Here is a 14,679-nt window from a genome sequence, read left to right on the forward strand (position 1 = left end):
ACGAGGAGGCCGGGAACTGATGGCACGGCGATACGACTGCAACGAGGCCACCGATCGTGTGACCGGTCTGCGCGAGGCCGCGTCCGCCGTCCGTCGGGGCGAGCTGGTCGTGCTGCCCACCGACACCGTGTACGGGATCGGGGCGGACGCCTTCAGCAGCGAGGCCGTCGCGGACCTGCTGGCCGCCAAGGGCCGGGGCCGCAACATGCCCACGCCCGTGCTCATCGGCTCCCCGAACACCCTCCACGGCCTGGTCACGGACTTCTCCGAGCACGCCTGGGAGCTCGTCGACGCCTTCTGGCCCGGCGCGCTGACCCTCGTCGCCAAGCACCAGCCCTCCCTCCAGTGGGACCTGGGCGACAGCCGGGGCACCGTCGCCATCCGCATGCCGCTGCACCCGGTCGCGATCGAGCTGCTCACCGAGGTCGGCCCGATGGCCGTCTCCTCGGCCAACCTCACCGGCCACCCGTCGCCGGAGGACTGCGACGCGGCCCAGCAGATGCTCGGCGACTCCGTCTCCGTCTACCTCGACGGCGGCCCGACGCCGGGCATCGTCCCGTCCTCCATCGTCGACGTCACGGGCAAGGTGCCGGTGCTGCTGCGCGAGGGCGCGCTGTCCCCGGAGGAGCTCCGGAAGGTCGTACCCGACCTCGAGGTGGCCAGTTGACCGCCCCTGAGGGGCGTGGCATAGCGGGGTTCGACGACAGCAGCACCTTCCGCATCCTCCACGTCAGCACCGGCAACGTCTGCCGCTCGCCGATCACCGAGCGGCTGACCCGCCATGCCCTGTGCGACCGCCTGGGCGATCCGCTCGGCGGCGGCCTGATCGTGGAGAGCGCCGGTACCTGGGGCCACGAGGGCGCCCCCATGGAGACCAACGCAGAGCTGGTCCTAGCGGACTTCGGCGCGGACTACAGCGGCTTCGTGGGCCGCGAGCTCCTCGACGAGCACGTCATCCGCGCGGACCTCGTCCTCACGGCAACCCGCGACCACCGGGCACAGGTCATCTCGATGGGCCACTCGGCGGGCCTGCGCACCTTCACCCTGAAGGAGTTCACCCGCCTGGTCCGCGCGATCGACCCCGCCACGCTCCCCGACGCGCGCGACGAAGGCATGGTCGAACGCGCCCGAGCCCTGGTCCGCGCTGCCGCGGCTCTACGCGGGTGGCTCCTCGCCCCCTCGGTGGACGCGGACGAGGTCAACGACCCGTACGGCGCCCCGATCACCTTCTTCCGCTCGATCGGCGATGAGATCAACCAGGCGCTGGACCCGGTGGTGACGGCCCTGACGGGCGTGGCGGCGCGCGACTGACCGGTTGTCGTGCCGTGTCGTGGATTCTGAGCGCGCGCGTCGGGGGGTGCGTGCCTACATTGGTGGCATGCCGGTCACCGCGCCCCCCGATGAGGATCTCGACGTCCTGCGCCGGCAGGACCCGGAGATCGCCGACGTGCTGCTCGGCGAGGTGCGGCGGCAGAGCGACAGTCTGCAGCTGATCGCGGCCGAGAACTTCGCCTCGCCCGCCGTGCTCGCCGCCCTCGGTTCCCCGCTCGCCAACAAGTACGCCGAGGGCTACCCCGGCGCCCGGCACCACGGCGGCTGCGAGTACGCCGACGCCGCCGAGCGGATCGCCGTGGAACGGGCCACCGCGCTCTTCGGAGCCGACCATGCGAACGTCCAGGCGCACTCCGGCTCCTCGGCCGTCCTGGCGGCCTACGCGGCCCTTCTGAGGCCCGGGGACACCGTCCTCGCCATGGGCCTGGAGCACGGCGGGCACCTCACGCACGGCTCACCCGCCAACTTCTCCGGCCGCTGGTTCGACTTCGTCCCGTACGGAGTCGACGCCGAGACCGGCCTCGTCGACTACGAGCAGGTCGCCGCCCTCGCCCGGCACCACCGTCCCAAGGCGATCGTCTGCGGTTCGATCTCCTACCCGCGCCATCTCGACTACCGGATCTTCCGGGAGATCGCCGACGAGGTCGGGGCGTATCTGATCGCCGACGCGGCCCACCCGATCGGCCTGGTCGCCGGGGGAGCGGCCCCCAGTCCCGTCCCGTACGCCGACGTCGTCTGCGCGACCACCCACAAGGTCCTGCGCGGACCGCGCGGCGGGATGGTCCTGTGCGGTGCCGAGCTCGCGGGCCGGATCGACCGGGCGGTGTTCCCGTTCACCCAGGGCGGCGCCCAGATGCACACGATCGCGGCCAAGGCGGTGGCGTTCGGCGAGGCGTCCACTCCGGCGTACGCCACGTACGCCCATCAGGTGGTGGAACACGCACGGGTGCTCGCCGCCGCGCTCGCCGCCGAGGGCTTCGCCCTCACCACCGGCGGCACCGACACCCACCTCATCACCGCGGACCCCGCGCCTCTCGGCGTCGACGGCCGGACCGCCCGGGCCCGGCTGGCCGCCGCCGGCATGGTGCTCGACACCTGCGCCCTGCCGTACGGGGAGGGGCGTGGCATCCGGCTCGGTACGGCCGCCGTCACGACCCAGGGCATGGGCGCCCCGGAGATGGCGAGAATTGCCGCACTGTTCACCGCCGCGTTGCGTGATGATCCCGCCGAGACCGCCCGCGTCAGGGCGGAAGTACGTGCTCTGACCGGCCGATTTCCCCCGTTTGGACGCTGAGGAAGACCCGAGCGCAACCGTTCGGGCGGCCCGCGTGTCTCCAAGCACATGGACGGCACGGCTAGGGTGTGGGGCTGAGATGGCCAGCGATTCCTGTGGGGCAGCCCGTGCGTGATTACCTGCTGACGCTCTGTGTCACGGCCGCGGTGACTTACCTCCTCACCGGTCCGGTGCGGAAGTTCGCCATCGCGACCGGGGCGATGCCGGAGATCCGCGCCCGCGACGTACACCGAGAACCGACTCCGCGGCTCGGTGGCATCGCCATGTTCTTCGGGCTGTGCGCGGGCTTGCTCGTCGCCGACCACCTGCAGAACCTCAGCAGCGTCTTCGAGCTGTCCAACGAGCCGCGCGCCCTGCTGTCCGGCGCCGCGCTGATCTGGCTGATCGGCGTCCTCGACGACAAGTTCGAGCTGGACGCGCTCATCAAGCTGGGCGCGCAGATGATCTCGGCGGGCGTGATGGTCGCGCAGGGTCTGACGATCCTGTGGCTGCCGATCCCCGGCGTCGGCGTGGTCCTCCTGACCCCGGCGCAGGGCACGCTCCTGACCGTCGCCCTGGTGGTCCTCACCATCAACGCCGTCAACTTCGTCGACGGTCTCGACGGCCTCGCCGCCGGCATGGTCTGCATCGCCGCCGCGGCCTTCTTCCTGTACGCCTACCGGCTCTGGTACGGCTACACGATCGAGGCCGCCGCCCCCGCGACGCTCTTCACCGCCATCCTCATGGGCATGTGCCTGGGCTTCCTGCCCCACAACATGCATCCGGCGCGGATCTTCATGGGCGACTCGGGCTCGATGCTGATCGGCCTGATCCTGGCCGCCTCGGCCATCTCGATCACCGGCCAGGTCGACCCGGACGCGCTGAAGATCTTCGAGGGCTCGACCCGCGAGGCCACCCACGCCGCCCTGCCCGTCTTCATCCCGCTGGTGCTGCCGCTCACGATCATCGCGATCCCGATGGCGGACCTGGTCCTCGCGATCGTGCGCCGTACGTGGAAGGGCCAGTCGCCGTTCGCGGCCGACCGCGGGCACCTGCACCACCGGCTCCTGGAGATCGGGCACTCGCACAGCCGCGCGGTGCTGATCATGTACTTCTGGTCGGCGCTGATCGCCTTCGGAACGCTCGCGTACTCGGTCCACTCGGCCTCGATGTGGATCGTCCTCGGCATCACCGTGCTGAGCGCGATCGGTCTCGTCCTGCTCCTGCTGCCGCGCTTCACGCCGCGCGCACCCCGCTGGGCCCAGGCCGTCGTCCCGCCGCGCTACCGCCGCCGCAAGCCGGCCCCCGTGCCGGAGGGACTGGGCGGCCCGGACCTGACGGAAGAGCGGGTGCCGGTGCCCGCGGGGCTCCACGGGGCCACCGCCATCGGCAACCGGGAGCGCTTCACCGATCGGCGGAAGGCCGGAACGCCGAGTTGACGAAAGCCGCTTCGGCGGCCAATAGCAGACAACTCGCCCTCGTGTCGTGCACACACGCGCGGACTAACTCTCATGTGTGACAGTTGGCACACCTTACGGGTAAAGAACTACTCAAATAGTTTGTGATACCGTTCACGAGACCCGGCGACAGTGCCGAAAGACCGTAGTGCGACGGTCTGTTGGCCCCGAGACCCACCTCGGACCGGGCTTACGCTCGTCCATGACGACACCATCGCCCCCTCCAGCAAGCGGAGACACCGCCATGCCGTCCAACGACGCACGCATCCTTCTGCACACCGTCATCCCCACCGCTGCCGTCGGCGCGATCGCCACGGTCATCAGCGCTGTGGTCGCCGGTGGCAAGGGCGCGATCGGCGCCGTCGTCGGCACCCTGGTCGTGATCCTCTTCATGGGCATCGGGCAATTGGTTCTGCAGCGGACGGCGAAGTCACTTCCGCACCTCTTCCAGGCCATGGGGCTGATGCTCTACACGGCCCAGTTGTTGGTGCTCTTCATCTTTCTCGCCTTGCTCAAGAACACCACGTTGTTCGACTTCAAGGCCTTCGCCTTCACGCTGCTCGCGACGACCGTGGTGTGGGTCGCCGCGCAGGCCCGTGCCTACATGAAGGCCAAGATCACGTACATCGACCCCGGAAACACGGGGTCGAAGTCGTGAAGGGTAGGGCCGGGATAAAGCCACGTTCGGCTTCCTGCTATCGTCCGGTGCCAACTGCGGCACTGCGGGCGCGGGCATCCGAGACGCCTGTCCCAGCGCGAGGCTCGATGCCGAACCGCCGCCCCCTTATCCGTAAGACCAGTCCAGTGCCGACCCGCGGCTGCGTGCCGCGCCGACACAACGAGGTTGCCGTACCTATGCGCCACGCTGAAGGAGCCCGCGGTGAGTGCTGACCAGACGCTTGCCTTCGACCCGGATTGCCACATCTTCAGTGGATGCGGCTTCCCGGCTCCGGGCCTGCACACGTTCATGTACGAGCCCATCGCCACGGTGGCCGGCATCGAGATCACGAAGCCGATGCTGCTCGCCGTGCTCGGGTCGATCGTGGTCGTCGGGTTCTTCTGGGCCGCCTTCAACAAGCCCAAGCTGATCCCCGGCAAGATGCAGATGGTCGGCGAGGCCGGTTACGACTTCGTGCGCCGCGGCATCGTCTACGAGATCATCGGCAAGAAGGACGGCGAGAAGTACGTCCCCTTCATGGTGTCGTTGTTCTTCTTCGTCTGGATCATGAACCTCTGGTCGATCGTTCCGCTCGCCCAGTTCCCGGTCACCTCGCTGATCGCCTTCCCGGCCGGTCTCGCGCTGATCGTGTACGTCATGTGGATCTCGCTCACGTTCAAGAAGCACGGCTTCGTGGGCGGCTGGAAGAACATCGTCGGTTACGACAAGTCCCTCGGTGCCATTCTCCCGATGGTCGTCGTCCTCGAGTTCTTCTCGAACCTCCTGATCCGGCCCTTCACGCACGCGGTGCGACTGTTCGCGAACATGTTCGCCGGTCACCTGCTGATCGTGATGTTCTCGCTGGCCACCTGGTACCTCATGAACGGCCTCGGCTTCGTCTACGCCGGCGCCTCGTTCGTGATGGTCCTCGTGATGACCGCCTTCGAGCTCTTCATCCAGGCCGTCCAGGCGTACGTCTTCGTCCTCCTGGCCTGCAGCTACATCCAGGGCGCGCTCTCCGAGCACCACTGAGCCGTTCCGGCCCCGTAGCTCCACCCCGAAACCATCAGTCGTCCGGTGGCCAACCCCCATCGGGTCATTGAACAGAGAAGGAAGTAACGGCATGTCCGCTGCTCTCGACATGATCAACCTTGCCGCCGAAGGTGGCAGCGCCAAGACCAACGTCGTCGGCAACGTCGCCTCGATCGGTTACGGCCTCGCCGCGATCGGCCCCGGCGTCGGCGTCGGCATCATCTTCGGTAACGGTACGCAGGCCCTCGCCCGCCAGCCCGAGGCCGCCGGTCTGATCCGCACCAACCAGATCATGGGCTTCGCCTTCTGTGAGGCGCTCGCCCTCATCGGCATCGTCATGGGCTTCGTCTACCAGTAAGCCGGACCGACTGCCCGATTCTTTTACGGAAGGCACTGATGTGAACGCGCTTCTTCTTGCGCAGGCGGAGGAGCCCCAGCCTCCTCTGATCCCGCATCTTGACGAGCTCGTCATCGGCCTGATCGCCTTCGTCATCGTCTTCGGCTTCCTCGCCAAGAAGCTCCTCCCGAACATCAACAAGGTTCTGGACGAGCGTCGCGAGGCCATCGAGGGCGGCATCGAGAAGGCCGAGTCGGCCCAGATCGAGGCCCAGAGCGTGCTGGAGCAGTACAAGGCCCAGCTCGCCGAGGCCCGCCACGAGGCCGCGCGTCTTCGCCAGGAGGCGACGGAGCAGGGCACCGCGATCATCCAGGAGATGAAGGCGGAAGGCCAGCGCCAGCGCGAGGAGATCATCGCGGCCGGCCACTCGCAGATCGAGGCCGACCGCAAGGCCGCGTCCGCGTCGCTGCGTCAGGACGTGGGCAAGCTCGCCACCGACCTGGCCGGCAAGCTGGTCGGCGAGTCCCTCGAGGACACCGCCCGCCAGAGCCGGACGATCGACCGCTTCCTCGATGAGCTCGAGGAGAAGGCAGAGGCCGTCCGATGAACGGAGCGAGCCGCGAGGCACTGTCCGCCGCCCGCGAGTCCCTCGACGCGCTGACCGACAACACCCCGGTCGACGCGACGAAGCTCTCGGACGAGCTGACCGCCGTGACCGCGCTCCTCGACCGCGAGGTGTCGCTGCGCCGGGTCCTGACCGACCCCGCTCAGTCGGGTGAGGCCAAGGCCGAGCTCGCGCAGCGACTCCTGAGCGGTCAGGTGGGCGGCGAGACCGTCGACCTGGTCTCGGGCATGGTGCGCAACCGCTGGTCGCGTTCGCGCGACCTCGTCGACGCGGCGGAGGAGCTGGCGAACATCGCCGACCTCACCGCGGCGCAGAAGGCGGGCGCGCTCGATGGCGTCGAGGACGAGCTGTTCCGGTTCGGCCGGATCGTGTCCTCCAGCCCCGAGCTCCGCTCGGCGCTGACGGACAAGGCCGCCACGGCCACCGCCAAGGGCGCGCTGCTTCGCAGCCTGCTCGGCGGCAAGGCCCACGCGACCACCGAGCGTCTGGTCGTCCGTCTGGTGACCCAGCCCCGGGGACGTAGCCTGGAAGCGGGACTCGAGTCCCTGTCCAAGCTCGCCGCGGCGCGCCGGAACCGGATGGTCGCCGTCGTCACCTCGGCGGTGCCGATGTCCGACCAGCAGAAGCAGCGCCTCGGTGCCGTACTGGCCAAGCTGTACGGCCGGGAGATGCACCTGAACCTGGACGTGGACCCGGCGGTCCTCGGCGGGATCACGGTGCAGGTCGGCGACGAGGTCATCAACGGGTCCATCGCGGAGCGCCTCGGCGAGGCGACCCGGCGACTGGCCGGCTGACGGCTGCAGCCACCAAAGCAACAAGCATCACAGCAACACCAGCGGCCCGGTTGGGCCGTGCAGAGATTGCAGAAGATTCCTGGGGGTCGGCCCCCAGACCCCTTAAGAAACTTCGGGCCCAACAAGGAGAGCAGGGAACCCAGATGGCGGAGCTCACGATCCGGCCGGAGGAGATCCGGGACGCACTGGAGAACTTTGTCCAGTCGTACCAGCCGGACGCGGCCTCGCGCGAGGAGGTCGGCACGGTCAGCCTGGCCGGCGACGGCATCGCGAAGGTCGAGGGTCTTCCCTCGGCCATGGCGAACGAGCTGCTGAAGTTCGAGGACGGCACCCTCGGCCTCGCGCTGAACCTCGAAGAGCGCGAGATCGGTGCGATCGTCCTCGGCGAGTTCAGCGGCATCGAGGAGGGACAGTCGGTGCAGCGCACCGGCGAGGTCCTCTCGGTCGGTGTCGGTGAGGGCTACCTCGGCCGCGTTGTCGACCCGCTCGGCAACCCGATCGACGGTCTCGGCGAGATCGCGACCGAGGGCCGCCGCGCCCTCGAGCTGCAGGCCCCGGGCGTTATGGCCCGTAAGTCGGTGCACGAGCCGATGGAGACCGGCTACAAGGCCGTCGACGCCATGACGCCGGTCGGCCGTGGTCAGCGTCAGCTGATCATCGGTGACCGTCAGACCGGCAAGACCGCGCTGTGTGTCGACACGATCATCAACCAGCGCGACAACTGGCGCTCGGGCGACGTGAACAAGCAGGTTCGCTGCATCTACGTCGCCGTCGGCCAGAAGGGCTCGACCATCGCGTCCGTTCGCGGCGCCCTGGAAGAGGCCGGCGCGCTCGAGTACACGACGATCGTCGCCGCCCCGGCGTCCGACCCGGCCGGCTTCAAGTACCTGGCGCCGTACACCGGTTCCGCCATCGGTCAGCACTGGATGTACCAGGGCAAGCACGTCCTGATCGTCTTCGATGACCTGTCGAAGCAGGCCGACGCCTACCGCGCCGTGTCGCTGCTGCTGCGCCGCCCGCCGGGCCGTGAGGCCTACCCGGGTGACGTCTTCTACCTGCACTCGCGTCTGCTCGAGCGCTGCGCGAAGCTCTCGGACGAGCTCGGTGCCGGTTCGATGACCGGTCTGCCGATCGTCGAGACCAAGGCGAACGACGTGTCGGCGTTCATCCCGACCAACGTCATCTCCATCACCGACGGCCAGTGCTTCCTGGAGTCCGACCTGTTCAACGCCGGCCAGCGCCCGGCCCTGAACGTCGGTATCTCGGTCTCCCGTGTCGGTGGCTCCGCCCAGCACAAGGCGATGAAGCAGATCTCCGGCCGCCTTCGCGTGGACCTGGCCCAGTTCCGTGAGCTGGAGGCGTTCGCCGCCTTCGGTTCGGACCTGGACGCCGCCTCCAAGGCGCAGCTGGAGCGTGGACAGCGCATGGTCGAGCTGCTCAAGCAGGCTCAGTACCAGCCGATGCCCACCGAGAACCAGGTCGTCTCCGTCTGGGCCGGCACCACCGGCAAGATGGACGACGTCCCGGTCGTCGACATCCGTCGCTTCGAGGCCGAGCTCCTGGCGTACCTCCGCCAGAACCACTCGGGTCTCATGACCTCCATCCGTGAGGGCGGCAAGATGTCCGACGACACCCTGCAGTCCGTCGGTGACGCCATCGCGGAGTTCAAGAAGCAGTTCGAGACCTCTGACGGCAAGCTGCTGGGCGAGGACGCTCCTGCCGCCGTCAACGTCTCGAAGTGACGACGGAAGGGACCTGACTCATGGGAGCGCAGCTCCGGGTCTACAAGCGTCGCATCAAATCCGTCACCGCGACGAAGAAGATCACCAAGGCGATGGAGATGATCGCCGCCTCGCGTGTCGTCAAGGCGCAGCGCAAGGTACAGGCATCGACTCCGTACGCGACCGAGCTGACCCGCGCGGTCACGGCGGTGGCCACGGGTGCCAATGACCGGCACCCGCTGACCACCGAGGCGGAGAACCCGATCCGTGCCGCGGTCCTGCTCCTTTCGAGCGACCGCGGTCTGGCCGGCGCCTTCAACTCCAACGCCATCAAGGCGGCGGAAAAGCTGACGGCGAAGCTGGAAGGCGAGGGCCGCGAGGTCACCGTCTACGTCGTCGGCCGTCGTGGCATCGCGCACTACAACTTCCGCGAGCGGAAGCTGGCCGGTACGTGGACCGGGTTCACGGACCAGCCGTCGTACGGCGACGCCAAGACGATCGCGGCACCGCTGATCGAGGCGATCGAGAAGGACACGGCGGAAGGCGGCGTGGACGAGCTCCACATCGTCTACACCGAATTCGTCTCGATGATGACGCAGACGGCGGTCGAGGCCCGGCTGCTGCCCCTCAGCCTCGACGAGGTGGCGAAGGAGGCCGGCGACTCGGACACGCTCCGACCGCTGTACGACTTCGAGCCGTCGGCGGAGGACGTCCTCGACGCCCTGCTGCCCCGGTACGTCGAGAGCCGTATCTACAACGCGCTGCTCCAGTCGGCTGCCTCCAAGCACGCCGCCACGCGCCGCGCGATGAAGTCGGCTACCGACAACGCGGGAGACTTGATCAACAATCTCTCCCGACTTGCCAACGCGGCCCGCCAGGCCGAAATCACCCAGGAAATCAGCGAGATCGTCGGTGGCACCGCAGCCCTGGCCGACGCGACCGCGGGGAGTGACAAGTAATGACGACCACTGTTGAGACGGCCGCCGCCACGGGCCGCGTCGCCCGGGTCATCGGCCCGGTCGTCGACGTGGAGTTCCCCGTCGACGCGATGCCGGCGATCTACAACGCGCTGCACGTCGAGGTCATGGACCCGACCGAGGAGGGCGCGACCAAGACGCTGACCCTCGAGGTCGCCCAGCACCTCGGTGACGGCGTCGTCCGCGCCATCTCCATGCAGCCCACCGACGGCCTGGTCCGCCAGGCCCCGGTGACCGACACCGGCACGGGCATCACCGTTCCCGTCGGTGACGTCACCAAGGGCCGTGTGTTCAACACGCTGGGTGAGGTGCTGAACGCCGATGCCTCCACCGTGGCCGACGCGCCGCGCTGGACGATCCACCGCAAGGCCCCGGCCTTCGACCAGCTCGAGTCCAAGACCGAGATGTTCGAGACCGGCCTGAAGGTCGTCGACCTTCTCACCCCGTACGTCAAGGGTGGAAAGATCGGTCTGTTCGGTGGTGCCGGTGTCGGCAAGACCGTTCTGATCCAGGAAATGATCGTCCGTGTGGCCAAGCTGCACGACGGTGTTTCGGTCTTCGCGGGCGTCGGCGAGCGCACCCGTGAGGGCAACGACCTCATGGTCGAGATGGAAGAAGCGGGCGTTCTGGACAAGACCGCGCTTGTCTTCGGCCAGATGGACGAGCCGCCGGGCACGCGTCTCCGCGTCGCCCTTGCCGGTCTGACCATGGCGGAGTACTTCCGCGATGTGCAGAAGCAGGATGTTCTCTTCTTCATCGACAACATCTTCCGCTTCACCCAGGCCGGTTCCGAGGTGTCGACCCTGCTCGGCCGTATGCCCTCCGCGGTGGGTTACCAGCCGAACCTGGCCGACGAGATGGGTCTCCTCCAGGAGCGCATCACCTCGACCCGTGGTCACTCGATCACCTCGATGCAGGCGATCTACGTCCCCGCGGACGACCTGACCGACCCGGCTCCGGCCACCACCTTCGCCCACCTCGACGCGACGACGGTTCTCTCCCGTCCGATCTCCGAGAAGGGCATCTACCCGGCCGTGGACCCGCTGGACTCCACGTCCCGGATCCTGGACCCGCGCTACATCGCGCAGGACCACTACGACGCCGCCACGCGCGTCAAGGGAATCCTGCAGAAGTACAAGGACCTCCAGGACATCATCGCGATTCTCGGTATCGACGAGCTGAGCGAGGAGGACAAGCTCGTTGTCCACCGCGCCCGCCGTGTCGAGCGCTTCCTGTCCCAGAACACCCACGCGGCGAAGCAGTTCACCGGTGTGGACGGTTCGGACGTTCCGCTCGACGAGTCGATCGCCGCGTTCAACGCGATCTGCGACGGTGAGTACGACCACTTCCCCGAGCAGGCCTTCTTCATGTGTGGTGGCATCGAGGACCTCAAGAAGAACGCCAAGGAGCTTGGCGTCTCCTGAGCCCCGTGCTCCTGAGGGGGGCGGGATCCTGTCCCGCCCCCCTCACCACGCCCATTAGAATTGACCCCAACACCCGGCACGACCGCCGGGTGGTGACCCGAGGAGCCACCCTTGGCTGCTGAGCTGCACGTCGAGCTGGTCGCCGCGGACCGGAGTGTCTGGTCCGGCGAGGCCACCTTGGTCATCGCGCGTACCACCTCCGGCGACATCGGCGTCATGCCCGGCCACCAGCCGCTGCTCGGTGTGCTGGAGTCGGGCCCGGTGACCATCCGTACGAGCGAGGGCGCGACTGTCGTCGCCGCCGTCCACGGCGGATTCATCTCCTTCGCCGACGACAAGCTGTCTCTGCTCGCGGAGATCTGCGAGCTGGCGGACGAGATCGACGCCCAGCGCGCCGAGCGCGCGCTGGAGCGTGCGAAGTCGGACTCCGACGCCGCCGCCGAGCGGCGCGCCGATGTCCGGCTGCGCGCGGTAGCGGTCCGCTGACGGTCCGCGCCGAGTAGAAGTGCCCTCAGCCGCGGCACGGCTGGAATTATCCAGACCGTGCCGCGGCTGAGGCGATGCAGATGCAGGTGTATTTCGGTTCGGTCGGCTCTGCCGGCTACGGGACGCAGCGAGGAGGTCGGTGAAGATGTTCCTCGCTCTGCTCGTGTGCGGCCTGGTCGTCGCACTGGTGGTGATCGGGCTCTTCGTCTTCGGCTTGCGCAGGAGGCTGATCCAGCGTGCCGGCGGCACCTTCGACTGTTCCCTGCACTGGAATGTCCCGGCGGAGCCGGATCCGAGCGGGAAGGGCTGGGTGTACGGCGTCGCCCGCTACAGCGGTGACGAGATCGCCTGGTTCCGTGTCTTCTCGTACGCGCCCCGCCCGCGCCGTGTCCTGGAGCGTTCGTCCATCGTGGCCCTGGAGCGCCGGATGCCCGAGGGCGAGGAGGAGCTCGCGCTCCTCTCCGACATGGTCATCCAGCCCTGTATGTACGAGGGCGTCCGTCTGGAGCTCGCGATGAGCGAGGACGCCCGGACCGGTTTCATGGCCTGGCTGGAGGCGGCGCCTCCCGGGCAGCGGGTCAACGTCGCGTAGGTGTGAGGAAGCGGGGGTCGGCGTGCTGCGCCGGCCCCCGCTTCTTCGTGTCCCCCGGTGGGGTTAGTTCAGACCGGTGTTGATGGCGCCGACGAGCTCGCCGTTGGTGGTGTCACCGCTGAACTCCCAGAAGAACGCTCCGCCGAGGCCCTGGTTCTTGGCCCAGCTCATCTTCGAGTTCACGGTGGCGGGGGTGTCGTAGCTCCACCAGTTGGTGCCGCAGTGGGCGTAGGCCGTGCCCGCGACGGTGCCGTTGGCCGGGCAGGAGTTCTTGAGGACCTTGTAGTCCTCGATGCCCTGCTCGTACGTGCCCTGCGCCGGGCCGGTCGCCGTGCCGCCGGGGGCGGACTGGGTGACGCCGGTCCAGCCGCGACCGTAGAAGCCGATGCCGAGGAGGAGCTTGCTGGCGGGGACGCCCTTCGCCTTGAACTTGGCGATCGCCTCGGCGGAGTTGAAGCCCGCCTGCGGGATGCCGGCGTACGAGGTGAGCGGGGAGTGCGGGGCCGTCGGACCCTTCGCCGCCCAGGCGCCGAAGAAGTCGTACGTCATGACGTTGAACCAGTTCATGTACTGCGCGGCGCCCGCGTAGTCGGCGGCGTCGATCTTGCCGCCGGCGGAGGCGTCGGCCGTGACGGCCGCGGTGACCAGGTTGTTGGCACCGAACTTGGCGCGCATGGCCTGCATCATGTTCTTGAAGGAGGCGGCACCGCTGGTGTCGCAGGAGAGACCGCAGGCGTTCGGGTACTCCCAGTCCAGGTCGATGCCGTCGAAGACGTCGGCCCAGCGCGGGTCCTCGACCAGGTCGTAGCAGGACTGGGCGAAGGCGGTCGGGTTCTGCACGGCCTGGCCGAAGCCGCCGGACCAGGTCCAGCCGCCGAAGGACCACAGCACCTTGATGTTCGGGTACGCCTTCTTCAGCTTGCGCAGCTGGTTGAAGTTGCCGCGCAGCGGCTGGTCCCAGGTGTCGGCGACGCCGTCGACGGACTGGTCGGCGGTGTAGGCCTTGTCGTAGTCGGCGTAGGCGTCACCGATGGTGCACTTGCCGCCCTGGACGTTGCCGAACGCGTAGTTGATGTGGGTGATCTTGGACGCGGAGCCCGAGGTCACGATGTTCTTCACGTGGTAATTGCGGCCGTAGACGCCCCAGTTCGTGAAGTAGCCCATCTTCACCACGTTCGGGGGCGGGGTGCCGCCTCCGCCGGTGGTGCGGACGGGGACCGGGCCGGCGGCGGGGCCGGTCTGGTCGATGGTGTCGCGGGCGACGACCGTGTAGCTGTAGTCGGTGCCGGCGGTCAGGCCCTGGTCGGTGTGGGTGAGGCCGGTGACCGTGGCGACCTTCGTGCCGTCGCGCAGGACGTCGTAGTTCTTGATGCCCTTGTCGTCGGTGGCGACGGTCCAGGTCAGCTTCACCGAGGTGTCGGTGATGTTGGAGGCGACCGGGGTGCCGGGGGCCGAGGGGGCGTTGTCGCCCGGCTGGGAGGTCCCGTCGCAGGCGGCGCCGTTGATCTTACAACCGGTGGGCGCGCCGGAGCCGGAGCCGTTGTAGCCGAAGGAGACGGAGGCGCCGGGCGCGAGGGTCCCGTTCCAGCCGACGTTCTTGGCGGTCCAGTGGGTGCCGGAGCTGGTGACGGTGGCGTCCCAGGCGGAGGTGACGGCGGTGCCGGTGGGGTAGTCCCACTCGACGGTCCAGGAGGTGATGGTGGTGGTGCCGGTGTTCTTGACGGTCCAGTTGGCGCCGAAGCCGGTGCCCCAGTCGGACGTCTTGGTGTAGGTCGCCGTGGCCGAGGTGGCCGCTTCGGCGGGGGTCGCGAGGCCGACCATGGCGGCCAGCGGCAGGATCAGGGCGGTCAGACCGGCGGCGGCCCGGCGTCTGAACCCTGTTCTGCGCGTCGGTGCTTGAGTGCTCAACGGTGCTCCTCAAGTTGCGGACGGACAAGGTGGGGGTGGTCCGTGAAGATGCGCGCGCCCCGC

The 14,679-nt window shown here is 68.4% G+C and carries 15 protein-coding genes; 14 read left to right on the top strand and 1 reads right to left on the bottom strand.

What is annotated here, in order from left to right; all coding sequences use genetic code 11:
• Positions 1–19 precede the first annotated feature (19 nt).
• The 14 genes from SGA01_RS12055 to SGA01_RS12120 all read left to right on the top strand — a co-directional run bounded on the left by SGA01_RS12055 (position 20) and on the right by SGA01_RS12120 (position 12,708).
• Positions 20–667 carry an L-threonylcarbamoyladenylate synthase gene (locus tag SGA01_RS12055; protein WP_055641320.1) on the top strand — a complete coding sequence of 216 codons (648 nt, stop codon included), beginning with the start codon at positions 20–22 and terminating at the stop codon, positions 665–667.
• Positions 664–1,311 carry an arsenate reductase/protein-tyrosine-phosphatase family protein gene (locus SGA01_RS12060; RefSeq protein WP_055641319.1) on the top strand — a complete coding sequence of 216 codons (648 nt, stop codon included), beginning with the start codon at positions 664–666 and terminating at the stop codon, positions 1,309–1,311. Before SGA01_RS12055 ends, SGA01_RS12060 begins: the two co-directional genes overlap by 4 nt.
• Before the next feature lie 67 nt (positions 1,312–1,378).
• Positions 1,379–2,626, top strand: coding sequence for a serine hydroxymethyltransferase (gene glyA, locus SGA01_RS12065; RefSeq protein WP_141296462.1), 1,248 nt, complete (start codon positions 1,379–1,381; stop codon positions 2,624–2,626).
• Between the two features lie 107 nt (positions 2,627–2,733).
• On the top strand, positions 2,734–4,044 hold the full coding sequence (locus SGA01_RS12070) for an MraY family glycosyltransferase (RefSeq protein ID WP_141296465.1): 1,311 nt from the start codon (positions 2,734–2,736) through the stop codon (positions 4,042–4,044).
• Between the two features lie 262 nt (positions 4,045–4,306).
• Positions 4,307–4,720 (top strand): Cg1360 family ATP-synthase-associated protein, encoded by a 414-nt coding sequence (locus SGA01_RS12075; protein WP_055641316.1) that lies wholly within the window; start codon positions 4,307–4,309, stop codon positions 4,718–4,720.
• Positions 4,721–4,942: 222 nt separating this feature from the next.
• Complete coding sequence (atpB, locus tag SGA01_RS12080) at positions 4,943–5,752, top strand: F0F1 ATP synthase subunit A (RefSeq protein WP_024761916.1); 810 nt, start codon at positions 4,943–4,945, stop codon at positions 5,750–5,752.
• A gap of 91 nt (positions 5,753–5,843) precedes the next feature.
• Positions 5,844–6,110 carry an ATP synthase F0 subunit C gene (atpE, locus tag SGA01_RS12085; protein WP_024761915.1) on the top strand — a complete coding sequence of 89 codons (267 nt, stop codon included), beginning with the start codon at positions 5,844–5,846 and terminating at the stop codon, positions 6,108–6,110.
• A gap of 40 nt (positions 6,111–6,150) precedes the next feature.
• Positions 6,151–6,696, top strand: a complete 546-nt coding sequence (locus SGA01_RS12090; RefSeq protein ID WP_024761914.1) for a F0F1 ATP synthase subunit B — start codon at positions 6,151–6,153, stop codon at positions 6,694–6,696.
• On the top strand, positions 6,693–7,508 hold the full coding sequence (locus SGA01_RS12095) for a F0F1 ATP synthase subunit delta (RefSeq protein ID WP_141296468.1): 816 nt from the start codon (positions 6,693–6,695) through the stop codon (positions 7,506–7,508). Before SGA01_RS12090 ends, SGA01_RS12095 begins: the two co-directional genes overlap by 4 nt.
• Before the next feature lie 143 nt (positions 7,509–7,651).
• Positions 7,652–9,250, top strand: a complete 1,599-nt coding sequence (atpA, locus tag SGA01_RS12100; protein WP_024761912.1) for a F0F1 ATP synthase subunit alpha — start codon at positions 7,652–7,654, stop codon at positions 9,248–9,250.
• A 20-nt stretch (positions 9,251–9,270) separates the two neighbouring features.
• Entirely contained in the window at positions 9,271–10,188 is a 918-nt protein-coding gene (locus SGA01_RS12105) for a F0F1 ATP synthase subunit gamma (RefSeq protein ID WP_024761911.1), read from the top strand.
• Complete coding sequence (atpD, locus tag SGA01_RS12110; protein ID WP_024761910.1) at positions 10,188–11,630, top strand: F0F1 ATP synthase subunit beta; 1,443 nt, start codon at positions 10,188–10,190, stop codon at positions 11,628–11,630. Before SGA01_RS12105 ends, atpD begins: the two co-directional genes overlap by 1 nt.
• 111 nt (positions 11,631–11,741) lie before the next feature.
• Positions 11,742–12,116: a F0F1 ATP synthase subunit epsilon gene (locus SGA01_RS12115; RefSeq protein WP_024761909.1), complete on the top strand. Its 375-nt coding sequence runs from the start codon at positions 11,742–11,744 to the stop codon at positions 12,114–12,116.
• Between the two features lie 145 nt (positions 12,117–12,261).
• Positions 12,262–12,708 carry a DUF2550 domain-containing protein gene (locus SGA01_RS12120; protein WP_055646019.1) on the top strand — a complete coding sequence of 149 codons (447 nt, stop codon included), beginning with the start codon at positions 12,262–12,264 and terminating at the stop codon, positions 12,706–12,708.
• A gap of 63 nt (positions 12,709–12,771) precedes the next feature.
• Here the strand turns inward: SGA01_RS12120 and SGA01_RS12125 are convergent, their stop codons facing one another.
• Positions 12,772–14,616: a glycoside hydrolase family 18 chitinase gene (locus tag SGA01_RS12125; RefSeq protein ID WP_174867280.1), complete on the bottom strand. Its 1,845-nt coding sequence runs from the start codon at positions 14,614–14,616 to the stop codon at positions 12,772–12,774.
• Positions 14,617–14,679: the final 63 nt, after the last annotated feature.

The organism is Streptomyces gardneri (assembly GCF_006539185.1).
GTDB lineage: Bacteria > Actinomycetota > Actinomycetes > Streptomycetales > Streptomycetaceae > Streptomyces > Streptomyces gardneri.

Bases quoted from the DNA above. Each gene is read 5' to 3' on its own strand.
- SGA01_RS12055 (WP_055641320.1), top strand. From the start codon at position 20: ATGGCACGGCGATACGACTGCAACGAGGCCACCGATCGTGTGACCGGT.
- glyA (WP_141296462.1), top strand. From the start codon at position 1,379: ATGCCGGTCACCGCGCCCCCCGATGAGGATCTCGACGTCCTGCGCCGG.
- SGA01_RS12075 (WP_055641316.1), top strand. From the start codon at position 4,307: ATGCCGTCCAACGACGCACGCATCCTTCTGCACACCGTCATCCCCACC.
- atpE (WP_024761915.1), top strand. From the start codon at position 5,844: ATGTCCGCTGCTCTCGACATGATCAACCTTGCCGCCGAAGGTGGCAGC.
- SGA01_RS12095 (WP_141296468.1), top strand. From the start codon at position 6,693: ATGAACGGAGCGAGCCGCGAGGCACTGTCCGCCGCCCGCGAGTCCCTC.
- atpA (WP_024761912.1), top strand. From the start codon at position 7,652: ATGGCGGAGCTCACGATCCGGCCGGAGGAGATCCGGGACGCACTGGAG.
- SGA01_RS12105 (WP_024761911.1), top strand. From the start codon at position 9,271: ATGGGAGCGCAGCTCCGGGTCTACAAGCGTCGCATCAAATCCGTCACC.
- atpD (WP_024761910.1), top strand. From the start codon at position 10,188: ATGACGACCACTGTTGAGACGGCCGCCGCCACGGGCCGCGTCGCCCGG.
- SGA01_RS12120 (WP_055646019.1), top strand. From the start codon at position 12,262: ATGTTCCTCGCTCTGCTCGTGTGCGGCCTGGTCGTCGCACTGGTGGTG.